12 protein-coding genes and 1 pseudogene are annotated in these 15,035 nt (G+C 55.8%); 10 read left to right on the top strand and 3 right to left on the bottom strand.

What is annotated here, in order from left to right:
* The first annotated feature begins 382 nt into the window (after nt 1-382).
* The 5 genes and pseudogenes from CK911_RS08235 to CK911_RS08215 all read left to right on the top strand — a co-directional run bounded on the left by CK911_RS08235 (nt 383) and on the right by CK911_RS08215 (nt 4,182).
* Nucleotides 383-991, top strand: a complete 609-nt coding sequence (locus CK911_RS08235) for a 2OG-Fe(II) oxygenase (protein WP_042019241.1) — start codon at nt 383-385, stop codon at nt 989-991.
* 203 nt (nt 992-1,194) lie between these two features.
* Nucleotides 1,195-2,184: a D-alanine--D-alanine ligase gene (locus tag CK911_RS08230; RefSeq protein WP_068977882.1), complete on the top strand. Its 990-nt coding sequence runs from the start codon at nt 1,195-1,197 to the stop codon at nt 2,182-2,184.
* A 123-nt stretch (nt 2,185-2,307) separates the two neighbouring features.
* Nucleotides 2,308-2,639: pseudogene (locus CK911_RS08225) on the top strand (GMP synthase (glutamine-hydrolyzing)); the annotation flags it as partial.
* Nucleotides 2,640-2,940: 301 nt separating this feature from the next.
* On the top strand, nt 2,941-3,213 hold the full coding sequence (locus CK911_RS08220) for a hypothetical protein (RefSeq protein ID WP_005337011.1): 273 nt from the start codon (nt 2,941-2,943) through the stop codon (nt 3,211-3,213).
* 243 nt (nt 3,214-3,456) lie between these two features.
* On the top strand, nt 3,457-4,182 hold the full coding sequence (locus CK911_RS08215; protein ID WP_098969599.1) for a sulfite exporter TauE/SafE family protein: 726 nt from the start codon (nt 3,457-3,459) through the stop codon (nt 4,180-4,182).
* Nucleotides 4,183-4,192: 10 nt separating this feature from the next.
* On the opposite strand, the gene CK911_RS08210 is transcribed toward CK911_RS08215, so the two are convergent.
* Complete coding sequence (locus tag CK911_RS08210; protein WP_098969598.1) at nt 4,193-5,080, bottom strand: LysR family transcriptional regulator; 888 nt, start codon at nt 5,078-5,080, stop codon at nt 4,193-4,195.
* Between the two features lie 584 nt (nt 5,081-5,664).
* On the opposite strand from CK911_RS08210, the gene CK911_RS08205 reads away from it, so the two are divergent.
* Both CK911_RS08205 and CK911_RS08200 read left to right on the top strand, forming a co-directional pair.
* The gene (locus tag CK911_RS08205) at nt 5,665-7,080 is read left to right on the top strand and encodes a leucine-rich repeat-containing protein kinase family protein (RefSeq protein WP_098969597.1); all 1,416 of its coding nucleotides are present in this window, start codon (nt 5,665-5,667) and stop codon (nt 7,078-7,080) included.
* Between the two features lie 283 nt (nt 7,081-7,363).
* Nucleotides 7,364-8,011 (top strand): thiopurine S-methyltransferase, encoded by a 648-nt coding sequence (locus tag CK911_RS08200; RefSeq protein WP_068977877.1) that lies wholly within the window; start codon nt 7,364-7,366, stop codon nt 8,009-8,011.
* Nucleotides 8,012-8,339: 328 nt separating this feature from the next.
* Here the strand turns inward: CK911_RS08200 and CK911_RS08195 are convergent, their stop codons facing one another.
* Nucleotides 8,340-11,126, bottom strand: a complete 2,787-nt coding sequence (locus tag CK911_RS08195; protein WP_098969596.1) for an insulinase family protein — start codon at nt 11,124-11,126, stop codon at nt 8,340-8,342.
* 162 nt (nt 11,127-11,288) lie between these two features.
* Between CK911_RS08195 and sixA the strand changes: the two genes are divergently transcribed.
* From sixA to CK911_RS08180, 3 genes are all read left to right on the top strand, one after another.
* Nucleotides 11,289-11,756: a phosphohistidine phosphatase SixA gene (sixA, locus tag CK911_RS08190; RefSeq protein ID WP_098969595.1), complete on the top strand. Its 468-nt coding sequence runs from the start codon at nt 11,289-11,291 to the stop codon at nt 11,754-11,756.
* A 133-nt stretch (nt 11,757-11,889) separates the two neighbouring features.
* A complete protein-coding gene (locus tag CK911_RS08185) occupies nt 11,890-12,096 on the top strand; it encodes a DUF1107 domain-containing protein (RefSeq protein ID WP_042019251.1) in 207 nt (68 codons plus the stop codon).
* Nucleotides 12,097-12,243: 147 nt separating this feature from the next.
* Complete coding sequence (locus CK911_RS08180) at nt 12,244-13,161, top strand: DMT family transporter (RefSeq protein WP_098969593.1); 918 nt, start codon at nt 12,244-12,246, stop codon at nt 13,159-13,161.
* Nucleotides 13,162-13,265: 104 nt separating this feature from the next.
* Here CK911_RS08180 and CK911_RS08175 read toward each other — a convergent pair whose 3' ends face one another.
* A complete protein-coding gene (locus tag CK911_RS08175) occupies nt 13,266-14,882 on the bottom strand; it encodes a peptide ABC transporter substrate-binding protein (protein ID WP_098969592.1) in 1,617 nt (538 codons plus the stop codon).
* Nucleotides 14,883-15,035 lie beyond the last annotated feature (153 nt).

The following is a 15,035-nucleotide window of genomic DNA, read 5'->3' as shown; positions in this document are numbered from 1 at the left end:
GAAAAGTTCTTAAACCGAAAGTGTTTAGCTTGGAAGAAGATCAAGAAATCCGAGCAGTGGTAATCAAGTGAAACCGGTGGTCATGTTATGGGAACGAACATTCCTAAATCAACATGTTCGCTAAGGATTTTCTAAACATGTCGTTGCTGCTCACATTCATGTATAGAGGGATTAGAAAGTATTTTGGGTGTTTGAGTTTTTGTGCGTAAGAACTCGTTATCCAACCTCTCGAATTCTGACTTGCACAGTAGATTTATCTTGTACACTCTCAACCAATTTCGAGAGAGTACAGAAAAACCTGCACGTATGCGCCATCGTGGTCGTAGCCCACTGTTATCAAGGATTTGAGGATTTCGAGATGCATTTCGAGAGCATGGGTGTAATGGACTATCAAGCTGTCATGGATGCCATTTACACCCGGGGATGGGTGATTGTGGATGATTTTTTAACCGCCACCGAAGTGGATGCCCTCAAAGCGTGTCTACCCACAGAGTGGCAACCCGCCGGCATTGGCCGTGAGACGCTGCATCAAGGCAATGCCGATATTCGTCGTGACCAGATCCACTGGCTGGAGCCGGAACTCGGCGCCCCAGTGGTCGATTACCTCGCGCGAATGGAGTCCCTGCGGCTCGCCGCCAACCGGATGCTGATGCTGGGGCTGTTTGACTACGAGGCTCACTTTGCGCGCTATCGCAGCGGGGATTTTTACGCCACCCATCGCGATGCCTTTGCCGGTCGATCCAACCGTCGCTTCACCTCGGTGTTCTACCTCAACAACGACTGGCAGCCCGAGGCCGGTGGCGTGCTCAGGGTGTATGACAACGACGAGCAGTTTCTGATGGATGTCAGCCCCAAAGGGGGGCGGCTGGTGCTGTTCCTCTCCGAGGAGTTTCCCCACGAAGTGCTGCCCGCCAATCAACAACGTTACAGCATTGCTGGCTGGTTTCGGGTCAATGGCAATGGTGTGGGGCGGGTAGATCCGCCCCGCTGAGGCGCGGTTTTACCGGTTTTTGACACCACGGGCGCTTTTCACCGCAAGAAGTAGGGTGATGGGGCTCCCATCAGCTGACAAGGGTTGATCTCCCTTGCTACACTGGCGCGCACTTATGTTCGTATCTGGCTTCGTCCGGTTTTTATGGTGATTGGCTTATCAAATGGTCATGACGAGGCCGCTTTCCCAAGGGATCACATCTAATGAAGAACATGCATGTCTTGCTGCTGTGCGGCGGCGGTGGCTCCGAGCACGAAGTCTCTCTGCGTAGCGCCAATTTCCTCGAGCAACAACTCGCTCTCCTGCCCGGCATCGAAGTGACCCGTGTCGAGATGTTCGCCGACCGCTGGCTCAGTGCCGATGGCCGCGAGTGCAAGCTGGGGCTCGACAAGCTGCTTTCGTTTGACAGCGTGGCCCGTCCGGTGGATTACGTGGTGCCCTGCATTCACGGCTATCCGGGTGAGACCGGCGATCTGCAATCCTTCCTCGAACTGGCCGGATTGCCTTATCTCGGTTGCGATGCCGAGGCGAGCAAGATCTGCTTCAACAAGATCAGCACCAAACTGTGGCTCACCGCCATCGGCATTCCCAACACCCCTTACCTGTTCCTGACCGAGCAGAGCGACGCGGCCCTTGCTGATGCCAAAGCCGCGCTGGCCAAGTGGGGCAAGGTCTTTATCAAGGCCGCCTCTCAGGGTTCTTCCGTTGGCTGCTACTCCGCCAGCAACGAAGCCGACCTGGTGAAGGGCATTGCCGATGCCTTCGGTTACTCCGAACAGGTGTTGATCGAAAAAGCGGTCAAGCCGCGCGAGCTCGAAGTGGCGGCCTATCAGTACGGTGACGAGCTGATCGCCACCTATCCGGGTGAGATCTGTGTCCCGCAGGACAAGTTCTACAGCTATGAAGAGAAGTACAGCAGCGCCAGCCACACCGAAACCAGCCTCACGGCACAAGGGCTGACCCAGGCGCAGGCCGATGCGATCCACGAGTATGCCCTCAAGGCATTCCGTCAGCTGAAACTGACCCACCTCTCGCGCATCGACTTCTTCCTGACCGACGAGGGCGAGATCCTGCTCAACGAGATCAACACCTTCCCGGGCATGACCTCCATCTCCATGTTCCCGAAACTGCTGGAGCATCACGGTCACCGCTTCGCCGACTACCTTGAGCAGATCCTGCGCAAGGCCAGCTAGGTTGTCTCTCCCGTTTACGGAGTGAAGAACGACCCAATAAACATCCCCGCCAACCGGCGGGGATTTTTTTATCCGTTGATCACCCGCAGCGTTAATCAGCGTGATGGGATAAAAAGCGGGGAGGGGGTACGTGTCGTTGGCTAGGTGAATAAGGAGTCCTGCGATCTGCTGCGGTCTTTATCGAAGCGCTGTGCAAGGCCGACCTTTACCACCTGATCAGCCAAGCGGTTGCGGTGTTCCTGCCGGTGCGCTCCGTTGGCGTGATGGGCGATGGCCGCAAATATGATTGGGTCATTGCGCTTCGCGCCGTCGAAACCATCGACTTTATGACCGCCCACTGGACTCACCTGCCGTACGATTTCCTGGGACACGTGTCGAATCGCATCATCAATGGTATCTCCCGCGTGGTGTACGACGTCTCCGGCAAGCCGCCTGCAACTATCGAATGGGAATAAGCGGTTTGCGCCCTTCTGCCCTTCGAGCAGCTTTTTCGCCACCTTGCCCCTGTCAGATGTGACAGGGGCATTTTTGCCATCCCGCACTAGGCTCTCTCATGCCAATTGAGCCCGCTGTCAACAGCGGCTCGTGGCAAGGGGGAGGGCTGATCCACGTGCAGATAACTGCACAAACGGGCCCATCGTCATCGTGCCAACCGGCTGTGATGACACCCCGGTGGAGACCGGAAACCACTTGAATCAACGGGGCGCAGCCCGAACAGCCAAACGAGTCGGGACCATAGAGCAGGGAGAGTTTGATATGTCAGAACAAGCAGTGTTGGTGGGTGGATGGACCGCATATCACAAGCTGACCGCCGAGGATCAGGCGGTATTTGACCAGGCGCTGAAAGGATTTGTCGGGGTACAGTACGTACCCTTTGAAGTTTCCACCCAGGTGGTGGCTGGCACCAACTACCGCTTCAAGTGCAAGAGCACTGTGCCGCTTGCCAAACCAATCCATGGCGAAGCCGTGGTGCAGATCTTCAAATCACTGGACGGGGATGCCCATATCACCTCCATTACCCCGATCTGATTGGGTTGCGGGGCAAGGCGGGGAGGGGGAATAGCCTCTAACCTGTTTGCTTCAAACCTTGGAAATAAGAAAGACGCCTTAGGGCGTCTTTTCTCAATCAACCCACATAAGCGGGTATACCTACATCCGTCAATAGCATCAGTTTTTCCTTGATAGACCCTCAGTAAAATACTCATATACATATACTTTTTCACAAAATAATATCCATCCGTCAAAAACAAAATAGCAGATGGGTAGAGGCGTATGATTATTATTGTGTCAGTTTTCTTATTGGCTGGAATAGTAAAGGGAATGATTGGCTTGGGATTGCCAACGATATCGATGGGGTTGTTAACATTTTTTATGTCTCCGGCCAGTGCGGCTAGCTTTCTGATTTTTCCTTCTCTTATAACAAATATATGGCAAATTTTTTCTGGACCAGCACTCATTAGTCTAATTAAACGACTATGGGGGCTTATCGCTGGTATCTTTATCGGTACAATATTTAGCTTGTTGCCAGATTTATCGTCTACATCGTCATGGACTAAGGTGGTACTGGGTATAGTTCTTATTATATATGGGCTTTGGGGGCTTTGGGGGCTTGTGGCTACTCGACTACCGTCTCCAGGAAATGCAGAAAAATGGCTTTCACCGCTAATAGGCTATATTACGGGTATGATTACTGCGGCAACAGGAATTTTTGTTATCCCTGCAGTGCCTTACCTGCAATCGCTCCAGTTAAATAAGGACGACCTTGTTCAGGCACTCGGGGTAGCCTTTACAGCATCGACTATTTCTCTGGCTATGAGGTTGTCACTAGACAGCAAACTGAATTATGCAGATTTTCCTTTGTATGCTGTTGCATTAATTTCAGCAATTTCAGGAATGTATATGGGTAAATATCTTCGTGAAGTTATTAGTGAAATAACATTTCGGCGCTGTTTTTTTATAGGATTAATTACACTAGGTGCTTACATGGCAATTACTTAATAGTTGATGATCAGTCGGGTTGAACTAGAAAATCAATAAACTCCTTCACGTAGCCAGGTAGATCGGCGAAGTCACGAGCACAAATAATAAGTTTGCGATCAGCCCAGTGTTCTGTTAGCCGGATAGTTTTGCTGTCATGACTGTGTTGATAACGTTCAGCAGCATGCCTCGGGATAATGGCAATTCCGACTCCACTACTGACAATTTTCATGACGGCATCAAATGTACTCATGCGAACGCGATAATTGATACGATACCCCAGCTTTTTTGCATGTTCTTCAATATGCTCCTGTAACGCGCTTCCTTCGGATAACCCGATAAATTCAGCTGTCACAATATCTTCAAATGTTGTTGTTTCTATATCATGCCAACGCCCGTTTTTTGGCGCAAAGACCACTAGCTCGTCATCACGAAATGGGAGTGAAGCCAACCCGTTCAGCTGTGTTGAATCTGCTACGATACCGAAACTTGCCATTTGATTTTTTACAGCAGCGACAATGTCGTAACTGAGCATTTCTTTAACGGAAATGGAAATATTTGGTTTGCTTAGTAAAAATGGACCGATTAGACTTGGTAGAAACTCATTTTGTGCCGAAGAGTTACATAAAACATTAATATTTCCACGGAGCCCTTTGCCATACTGATGCAACTCACTACGCATATACTCGACCTGCTGCAATACAATATTGGCATGATTAACCAGCGAATATCCTGCGTCTGATAATTTAACGCCTTTTCTAGAGCGAATGAACAATGGAACACCAAGTTCACCTTCCATACCGCGAATACGCTCACTTGCTGACTGTAAGGTAATATTTGACAGCGCCGCACCGCCGGTGATACTTCCAGCTTTGTAGACGTTTAAAAACAAATGTAAATCAATGAGGTCGAACCGCATAAAAACACCAATTCCTTTGATATGTGACGCATTATCCCATCGTCCATTGCCACGCACTTAAAGTCTGAAGTTTATCCATTTTAAAAGCATATAGTCAATTGGTTCAAGTAAGGAAATTATCACCACATGACCCGTTTACACATCAGAAGAAATATGCACACATTTAAAATTTTAGTTCGAACGTATTTTCTCTAAAAATTTGTGTTTTAGACCAATAATCTAATTTTAAGCTGTTGGCCCAGCTATCCCGCATCAGTATCATCTAGTTCATTCGAAAGAAATCTTAAAGTGCTGTGTGGTGCAATGAACAACGTTAATTGCACCGCTAATTTTGTGCCTCCTGCCTTGCACAAAAGCCGCTCAGCAAACGGTGCAATGCGCTGCGCTTATTGCACCCTAAGTGTTTCGTCAATCCGCTAGGGCGGTGTTGCTGAGCGCCATTCCCTGTCACCAAGGCAACAAAAAGGGCGATCTGCGCCCCGAATTCTTTATAATGCCCCCCTTTAAAACCGCCGGACACAGGTTCGGCGCGCGCTGATGGCTGGCTACGCCATCAGGCAGATCATCAGGATTGAGAAACGGTTATGCATACTCTGGAACAGCTGCGCGCGGGTGAACTGTGCGGTGCCCGCCATCTGAAGCTCTCTGAAAACCTCGAGGTTTTCCCCCCCGAGATCTTCAGCCTTAAAGAGACGCTGGAGGTGCTGGATCTCACCGGCAATCAGTTAAGCGTTTTACCTGACGAGCTGGCCGGATTCAGCAAACTGCGCATCATCTTCTGCTCCGAGAACCGCTTTACCGAGCTGCCCGAGGTGCTGGGGCGCTGCCCGGCACTGACCATGGTGGGCTTCAAGGCCAACCAGATTGCTACCGTCTCGGCCAGGGCCCTGCCTGCGCGGTTGCGCTGGTTGATCCTGACCGATAACGCGGTGGCGCAGCTGCCCGATGAGTTGGGCCAGTGCGACGCCCTGCAAAAGCTGATGCTGGCGGGCAACCGTCTGCGCGAGCTGCCCGCGAGCCTTGCCAACTGCCGCAATCTGGAGTTGCTGCGCATCGCCGCCAACCGCATCGAACGCTTCCCCGACTGGCTACTGGCGCTGCCGCGCCTCGCCTGGCTCGCCTATTCCGGCAACCCTTTTAGCGAAGGGGAGGAGGCGCGGGCCATCGATGATGCCCATGTCGCGCCCCTTGCCTGGGACACACTGGCGCTGGGCTCGCTGCTGGGGCAGGGGGCATCCGGCGTTATCCATCGCGCCACTATTTTTGATGGCATGGTTGGCGACATGGCTGATGCCAAGGCCAGTGCCGATCACGCGAGTCAGGCGAGCGGCAGCGCCGAGGTGAGTCAGGTGGCGGTCAAGCTGTTCAAGGGGGCGGTGACCAGCGATGGGCTGCCCCGCTGCGAGATGGCGGCATCGCTGGCGGCGGGCAGCCACCCCAACCTTATCAAGGTGATGGGCAAGGTGGCGGATCACCCCTCCGGCATTCCAGCGCTGGTGATGGAGCTGATCGACCCGGCCTTTGCCAATCTGGCCGGGCCGCCGAGCCTGGACTCCTGCACTCGGGATGTCTATCCCGAAGGGCTGCGCCTGAGTGTGCCGGATGCGCTGGCGATGGCCCATGGCATTGCCTCGGTGGCGGGCCATCTGCACCGCGCGGGCATCATGCACGGGGATCTCTACGGCCACAATATTCTGTTTGCCCGCGGGCCTGACGCCCCGGCTCGCGCCCTGCTGGGGGATTTTGGTGCGGCTTCTTTGTATGAACGCAACAGCAATGACCGCAGCGACCGCGAGCGGGCGCTGGGCCTTGAGCGACTGGAAGTGCGCGCCTTTGGTTGCCTGCTGGAGGAGCTGTTGGCGCATTGCGACGCTCAGTGCTCACCGCTCGATGGGCTGCATCAGCTCAAAGCGACCTGTCTCTCGGAAGTCCCTGCCGAACGCCCCGATTTTGCTTATATCGACCGTCAGCTGGCGGCCGCTCGCGCCACGCTGTCGTGACCTTGTTGGCGTTGGCAGGCGTTGTTTGACCTGCCAACGCCATGCCTCTTATTCATTCATCGCCACCAACTCATGATGTGTTTGCATGGGTTGGTGTGCCTCTGCCCGTCATAAACGCACCCAACAGAGCCCATTGCGACAGCGAGGTGCAGGGCAAGGGGAACTCCTGTCATTCATCCGCCAACACACTGGGGCTGCGCGGCAAAAAGGGCAGGGCAGAGGGTTGCGCGGTGCCGGTTAAGTTGTGATATTGAGGCATCTTTAGTACAGAAGGGTAATAACGATGGAAGCTGCGTTTTGGCATCAGCGTTGGGAAGAGAACCGGATTGGCTTTCATCAGGCGGATTTCAACCATTGGCTGCAATCCTGGTGGTCGGCCCAGCAAGCGGACGAGCCGGTGCTGGTTCCCCTGTGCGGCAAGTCCCGCGACATGCTCTGGCTCAGTGGTCAGGGTCATCCGATCGACGGTTTCGAGTTATCCAGCCTTGCCGTCAGCCAGTTCTTCAGTGAAAACCAGCTTGCCGCCACCGTGAGCGAAGTGGGCCCTTATCAGTGCCATCAAGTGGACAGCCTGCGCATCTTTCAGGGGGATTTTTTTGCCGCTCCCGAGTTGGGTCGCCGTTACCGGCTGGTCTATGATCGCGCCGCGCTGATTGCCCTGCCGACGGCGATGCGCCGTCAGTATGCGGCTCTTATCAGCTCGCTGGTGGAGACCGGTGGCCAGATCCTGCTGGTGACTCTCGAATATCAGCCGGAGCAGCAGACTCAACCCCCCTTCTCGGTGGGAGAGATGGAGGTGCGGGCCCTGTTCGAGCGCGATTTTCGCATCGAGGTGTTGGGGCGCGCCGCCGAGGTGGATAATCCCAAGGTACTGGCGGGTCAGCTCTCCTACTTCGATGAGGTGGCGTACCGGCTGGTGCGCCGTGGCTAACGGCTAACGGGCGGGCAAAGGGTGATCTGCGCCGACAAATTGTCGGGCCGCATGTTCTTCGCTACCTCCTTTGACATAGATCAACGTGATTGGTGGTGGGAGTGCCTACTATGAGGCTGTTTCTCAATCACTGTTGGCATTGCAACGCAAGTTCAGGGTTTAGCCCGCTTGCTGATCAGCAACTCAGTGTCTGATTTTCACGCTCATGTTCACTTTTGGCGGCTTTGGTCGCAATTGTTATGGTTTTTCCAGCCGACCCTGATGGGTCGGCTTTTTATTGCCTGCGATTTACCGTAGGAAGGGAAAAACGGGGGATATCGAGGCCCGATCAGGCCTCGAAGGTGGCGGCATTGAGCCGAAATGCCTTGGGATCATCGATAAACTGACCGGTGATCCGCTCGTCATGTTCGTGCCCCTGACCATAGCTGCAGAGGATCAGCCGATCGGAGGTGCGCGAGCGCAGCTGGGTGATAAAGCGCACCAGATCGGCGCGGCTTAAGTTACCCACCTCTTCGCAGACCCGTTCCCGTTGATCGAATCCCAGATCCTTGTTGCCGATGCTGACCCACAGCCGCTGGCCGCGACTGCGCAGGTTGGCATCCCGCTCGCTCAGCTGGGCTTGCAGCCCCGCCTTGCTCTCCTGCCACTGCTGCTCGGTGAATTCGAGCATGGCCAGCGGGAAGAGGTCGATAAACTCCTCCACCGCATCCAGCAGGATCTGCGGCCCCGCCACCGGCGACTGGATATAGAAGATCAGGCCCGGGTGGCGATTGAGGGGCAGGTTGCCAGCGCCCACCACATAACCCAGTTGCTGGCGGGTGCGCAGCTCGTGGAAGAAGGTGGAGGACATGATGTGGTTCGCCAGGGTAAAGCAGGCGAGATCCCGCGGTCGGGTGGTGCGGGACTGGTAGTAGACCAGCAGCGCCGAATCTTCGTGATCGCAACCCTGCTCGCGAATAAGGGTGCCCCTGTCCTGAATGGAGATGAGCGGGCGGCGGGTCTCGCCACTCGGTTTGCTGCTGGTGCCATTGATATCGCTCAGGTGGCGCTCCATCAGGGCTGCCAGCTCCAGCGCCTCCGCGGCAGTCCAGTCGCCGTGCACCAGCGCCTCCACATGCACCTCGCCAAACAGCTGGGCCACGAAGGCGGGCATCTCTTCCAGCTCGACGGTGCGCAAGTGGCGCAGCAACTGCTCGAACGGCGGGTTGTTCGGCTGCAACAGGCTGGTGAGCTGGTTGAACAGCTGGGAGATGGGGCGCGCCTTGGACTGGTTTTCCCAGTTGCGAATGAGCTGCTCTTTGATCTCGGCGAAGCGGCCCGGATCCGGATAACCCAACGTGCGGTTGCCGAGGATCATGTCGAGCAACAGCGGCTGCTTGTCGGCAAAACCGCTCAGGTTGATGGTAAAGCCCCCCTGATGGGCATAGATCTGGTAGCCCAGCCCCGCCAGCTCTGCCGGATAGGTGAGGGCGTTGAGGTGATCGGCCAGCAGCTCCACGGCGAGGCGTGCCATGGCGATATTGCGCGGATTTTTTACCGCATGTTCGCTGTCGATGGAGATGTAGAGATTGCCCTTGGGCACGCTGAACAGGTGCTCATGGAGGTGCCAGAGGCGAAAACCGGGGCGATCGATAAGACAGGCGGGCATGTCGGCGGCAAGCTGTGGCGTGCGCGGATCGAGCCGGTTGCTGATAAAGGGGTTGGGCAGCGGCAGGGCCAGCGCCGGATCCGGCTCGCTCTGCTGCCAGCGGATCTTCTCGGCCTCGGTGATAGTCGCCACGCTGTAGGGGGTCTGATACCAGCGGGCCAGCCGATCGGTGGCCACTTCCGGCGCAGTAATGGTGATGCGCAGGTTGTGCGGGGTGAGCTTGGCGAGGAAGCGGCGGATCAGCCCCTCGTCATACTCCCGCATCATGTAGTCGCCGTAGAGCAGATCCTCGGCCTGGTAGCTAAAGAGGTTGAGCACCAGCCCCGACACGGTATCGAGGGGGCGGCCGCGCTCCTGAAAGCGGAACGCCGATTCGAGCACGGTGCGTTTTTCGTCGTAGCGCCAGCTCTGCAACCCTTCACGGCCAATCAGTTTCAGATAGCCAAACAGGGCGGCGAGGATGTCGTCCACATGCTCAAGGCCTAAGGGAGTGAGGCCAAAGTTGACGCCAAAATCCTTGAAGTTGGCGCCGCTGATGCCACCACCCGCCGAGAGCTGGTTGACCCAGCCTTTCGCTTTGAGCAGGGAGAGCAGGCTGCCATCCCCCTCGTAGCCAATCAGATGGCTCAGGAAGGTGAGGGGCTTTTTGTCGTAAAACTCATCCACATTGGGCAGGGGGAAGCTCAGCGACAGCTTGCGGGTCTCCTTGACCGGATTGATGTGGATGCGCACGCCGAGATCATCGAGCCGGTAGAGCGGCATAGTGAGGGTCGGCGTTCCCAAATTGCGATTCAAAATGGGAGCAAAATAGCGACAGCACCACTGCAACTGGGTATCGATCGATGCTGGCGAAATCATTACCAGCGCCATGCGATCCGCGCTGTAGTGGCTTTCGTAAAAACGGATAAGGTCGGAGCGCAGATCCCGGCCCGGCAGATCGGCCAGGGTATCGAGGTTGCCCACCGAGAATTTGGCAAAGGGGTGCGCCGGATTGACCGTCTCTTTATGCACCTGATAGCTGCGGCGGACGTCGTCCTGCAGCTTGAGGCGGTACTCGGAGTCGACTGCGTTGCGCTCTTTATCCACCCATTCTGCTGTGAAGGTGGGGCAGATAAAGAACTGGGAGAAGCGATCCAGCCCCGCTTCGAAGAAGCCGTTGTCGATCTCGAAGAAGAAGTTGGTGAACTCGGTGCCGGTCCAGGCGTTGTTGCTGCCGCCATGGCGGCTCATAAATTGCTGGTATTCACCGGGCTTGGGGTAAGTGCCGGTGCCGAGAAACAGCATGTGCTCCAGAAAATGGGCCATGCCCTGGCGGTCGGCAGGATCGTCAAAATGGCCGGTATTGACCGCCAGCGAGGCGGCGGATTTGTCGGTATCGGGATCACAAATCAACAAGACCCTGAGCTGGTTGGCCAGCGCCAGAAAATGGTATTGCCGATGGTCGTTAGGACTGGCATATGGGCTCATTGGCGTGTGACTCACGTTGGATTTATTTGAATTTAAACATGATTATCGACCGCGCGATCCCGTCAGGCAAACCCTTTTCTGAGAGGTAGCGCAATTGTTTACATACCCGTGGCGGGGTAAGATCCGCCAGCTATCAAAACAGGCCCGTTGGGCGAGGTTGTAATGAAGATCTATATCATGCGTCATGGCCAGGCTGGCATGAATGCGAAAACAGATGAACAGCGTCCTTTGACCGAGCAGGGTATTGAAGAGTCTATCGACATGGCCCGCTGGTTGGCGCCTCAGCTGAGCGGCCCGCTGGATCGGGTGATCCACAGCAACTATCTGCGGGCCCGCCAAACCTGGCAAGCCATATGCAGTGAATTACCTGACGCAGCAGCCGTTGAAGAGAGTGGTGACATTACCCCTTATGGAGATACCGCTTTCGTGGCCAGCTACCTCACCGCCCTGGCTGAACAACACGATCAGATCCTGATGGTCAGCCATCTGCCGCTGGTGGGTTATCTGGTGCAAAGCCTCTGTCCGGCAGCAGGCGCACCGATGTTTGCCACCTCAGGGATCGCCTGTATCGAGTGGCACAATGGCAAAGGTGCCTTGCTCTGGCTGGAAGGGCCGCATACAATAGGCTAAAAGTTAATAAAAAGTTATAAATTGAATTTTTTGGGAAGAGATGGGCGATTTTTCCGGATTTTTATAGTTAGTTAACGGAATTATTTCGCAGAAGCTGCTGTCATACGGATACAACTGCAAGAGGTTGCAAACGATGAGAGTGTTCAAGAAGTACCTGCCACTGATGGTGGCAAAGCACGTCAAAACCTTCTTCAAAGGTCGGATTTACATCCATGGTCGAGGTCGGTTTGATTTTCAATTTGGTTTGTTGTTGATGCCGAGCGCTGCCGACATCCCTCACCGCCAAACGGTTACGGAGGTCAACCAGATGATCTCCAGACTTCATATGGATGCGGCGTGACGTTCTTCTGAACGCGTTTCTGCACGGATATACCAGCCTGTTGATGACCGTTAATATATGCCCGCGATTGTGCGGGCATATTTGTTTCTGGCTTCTCGCCCCTTATACTCGCTCGCTGTTGTCTGCTCCGTGACCCTGGATGTGTGCATGCCCCTTGCCTTCTTGTTTCCCTTCTCCTGCATTGCCATCTGGGCGGGCAATGGCATCGTCAGCAAACTGGCGGTTGGTGTCTTGTCGCCTGCCGCGATGGCCTGGTCCCGCTGGGTGGTGGCTGCCTTGGTGTTGAGCCCGTTTCTGGCCCGTCGGGTATGGCGTGCCCGTGCTCGCTTGCGGGCAGGTCTTTGGCAGATCGCCATGCTGGCGCTGCTGGGTATGGTGCTCAACCAGACCTTTGGTTACTACGCGGCGCAAACCCTGGGGGCCACCGAGATGGGGCTGATGATGGGGCTGACACCACTATTGACCGTGTTGCTGAGCATCTGGCTACTGCGCGAGCGGCCCACCTGGGGCGCCGTGCTGGGGGCGCTACTCTCCATCCTTGGCTTGTCTATCTTGCTGGGGCAGGGGGATCCGACCCGGCTGTTTACTCAGGGCATTCATATTGGCTCGGTCTACATGCTGCTCTCGGCGGGCACTTATGCCCTCTATAGCGTGCTGCTCAAGAAGTGGGATCTGGGGCTCGACAACTGGTCACTGCTCTACGGTCAGGTGCTCTGCAGCGTGGTGATCCTCACCCCCTTCTTTCTGCTGGTGGATGGTCAGTTGCCCGAGGGGCGGGCGCTTTGGCTGATCTTCTATGCGGGGATCCCCGCGTCGGCGCTCTGCCCCTGGCTCTGGATGCAGGGGATCACCCTGCTCGGTGCCAACCGCACCGCCATTTTTATGAACCTGTTGCCGGTACTTACGGCTGGCCTTGCCATCACCCTGCTGGGGGAGCGGCTGACCAGCTATCACCTGATCGGGGGCGGTCTGACCCTGCTTGGTGTCTTGCTGGCGCAGCTGCTGGTGCGACCTGTGGTACTGAGGCGCCGCCGACTGGCCATGGCGCCCTGTCCTGAGGAGTAATCGTGCCCGGACGGGTAATTTGGCAGCGTGATGTGCTGGCCAAGAACGAAAAAGCGCCTGCAGCAATGCAGGCGCTTTTTTATGGTCAGGCTGTGCGCGACAGGTTACTGGGCGACCAGATAGAGGTCCCGGCTATAGACGATATCTTGCGGGTTCTGATAGGGGTAACCCTTGACGAACGGCTTGAGCAGTCGCGATTTGACGTAGAAGTAGAGCGGCGCGATAGGGGCTTCGGCCTCGATCAATGCTTCCGTCTGCTGGTAGAGCTGATTGCGTTCGGCAGCATCCTGCGCGTCATGGGCCTTGGCCAGCAGGGCGTCGTACTCCTTGTTGAACCACTTGCCGCTATTGGCACTGCTGCTGGAGGTCAGGATATCGAGGAAGGTGGAGGCATCGTTGTAATCCCCGTTCCAGGAGTAGCGGCTGACACCGAAGTCCCCCTCGTTGAGGGTGGAGACCATGGTCTTCCACTCCATGTTGTTGAGGGTAGCGGTGACCCCCAGGTTGTGTTTCCACATGGAGGAGACGGCCAGCGCGATCTTCTTGTGGCTTTCGTTGGTGTTATAGAGGATATCCACGGTGAGCGGTTTGTCCGGGCCATAACCCGCTTCGGCCAGCAATGCTTTGGCCTGCGAGATCCGCGCCTCTTTACTCTGCTGCTGGCTGGCCGGTTTTTTCAGATCAAAGCCATCGACGCTCGGTGGGGTCAGGCTGAAGGCGGGCAGCTGCCCTTGCCCCAGGATCTTGTCGGTGATGGTCTCTCTATCAAGGGCCAGCGAGAGTGCCTTGCGTACTTTCGGATCATCGAACGGTTTGCGGTTCACATTGAACACGTAGTAATAGGTGGCGAGCATGGGGGCGCTGACCAGATCTTGCGGGCTCTGGCTCTTGATGTGTTTGTACTGCTCCAGCGGATAGGTGGTGTAGTGCAGCTCACCGGTGCGATAGCGGTTGTAGGCGGCGGTTTCGGAGACGATCTCCAGATAGACCACCTTGTTCAGGACGGTGTGCTGGTTGTCCCAGTAGTGGGTATTGCGCTCGGCACTCAGTCGCTCGTTGGGGGTCCACTCCTTGAGCACAAAGGCGCCGTTGGAGACGATATTGCCCGGTTTGACCCAATCCTTGCCGAATTTTTCAATGGTGGCCTTGGGCGCCGGGAACGTGGTGTAGTGGGCCAGCGTCTTCAGGAAGAAGGGGACCGGATTTTTCAGGGTCACCTGCAAGGTGTGATCATCCAGTGCCTTGACGCCCAGCGTATCCGGGCTCTTCTTGCCCTGGATCACCTCGCTGGCATTGGTGATACCCATCAATTCGATAAACCAGGCATAGTTGGAAGCGGTTTTGGGGGCGGCGGCTCGTTGCCAGCCGTAGACGTAATCGGCGGCGGTGACCGGTTCACCGTTAGACCACTTGGCTTCCGGCCTCAGTTTGAAGGTATAGACGGTGCCTGTGCTATCCAGCTCGTAACTGAGTGCGCCGGCGGGCAGGGTCTTGCCGTTGGCGTCGAGGGTATAGAGCCCTTCAAACAGATCGTTGACGATGGCGCTGCCGGCACTCTCTTCCACCAGTTGGGGGTCGATGGTGGTCGGCTCGCTGCCGATATTGGTGACATAGGTTTGCTGGGCATCGGGTAACAGCTTGGTGCCGGCTGGCACTTCTGCTGCCCCGGCGGGAAGGGCGAAAAGTCCGGCTACCATGCCGGCAATGAGAGTCTTGTTCATTGATAATCCTTGAGTTTTATTTGCTTCCAAAGCGAAATCAGTGTGCTGTATTGGCAATCGGATCTCAAGGGGGGGAGGAGTGGGAAACAAGTGTCAGCAGGGGCATTACCCAGCGGCAGAATGCCAGTCATCACGCGGGATACAGCCGCTTAT

The sequence above is a fragment of the Aeromonas sp. CU5 genome (assembly GCF_002586745.1).
GTDB classification, from domain to species: Bacteria; Pseudomonadota; Gammaproteobacteria; order Enterobacterales; family Aeromonadaceae; genus Aeromonas; species Aeromonas sobria.
The sequence above is the reverse complement of the archived record's forward strand: the minus strand, read 5'-3'. Positions and strand labels throughout refer to the sequence as shown.

Coding starts and splice junctions, on each gene's coding strand:
- CK911_RS08235 (WP_042019241.1), top strand. CDS start 383: ATGGACTATCAAGCTGTCATGGATGCCATTTACACCCGGGGATGGGTG.
- CK911_RS08230 (WP_068977882.1), top strand. CDS start 1,195: ATGAAGAACATGCATGTCTTGCTGCTGTGCGGCGGCGGTGGCTCCGAG.
- CK911_RS08220 (WP_005337011.1), top strand. CDS start 2,941: ATGTCAGAACAAGCAGTGTTGGTGGGTGGATGGACCGCATATCACAAG.
- CK911_RS08215 (WP_098969599.1), top strand. CDS start 3,457: ATGATTATTATTGTGTCAGTTTTCTTATTGGCTGGAATAGTAAAGGGA.
- CK911_RS08210 (WP_098969598.1), bottom strand. CDS start 5,080: ATGCGGTTCGACCTCATTGATTTACATTTGTTTTTAAACGTCTACAAA.
- CK911_RS08205 (WP_098969597.1), top strand. CDS start 5,665: ATGCATACTCTGGAACAGCTGCGCGCGGGTGAACTGTGCGGTGCCCGC.
- CK911_RS08200 (WP_068977877.1), top strand. CDS start 7,364: ATGGAAGCTGCGTTTTGGCATCAGCGTTGGGAAGAGAACCGGATTGGC.
- CK911_RS08195 (WP_098969596.1), bottom strand. CDS start 11,126: ATGAGCCCATATGCCAGTCCTAACGACCATCGGCAATACCATTTTCTG.
- sixA (WP_098969595.1), top strand. CDS start 11,289: ATGAAGATCTATATCATGCGTCATGGCCAGGCTGGCATGAATGCGAAA.
- CK911_RS08185 (WP_042019251.1), top strand. CDS start 11,890: ATGAGAGTGTTCAAGAAGTACCTGCCACTGATGGTGGCAAAGCACGTC.
- CK911_RS08180 (WP_098969593.1), top strand. CDS start 12,244: ATGCCCCTTGCCTTCTTGTTTCCCTTCTCCTGCATTGCCATCTGGGCG.
- CK911_RS08175 (WP_098969592.1), bottom strand. CDS start 14,882: ATGAACAAGACTCTCATTGCCGGCATGGTAGCCGGACTTTTCGCCCTT.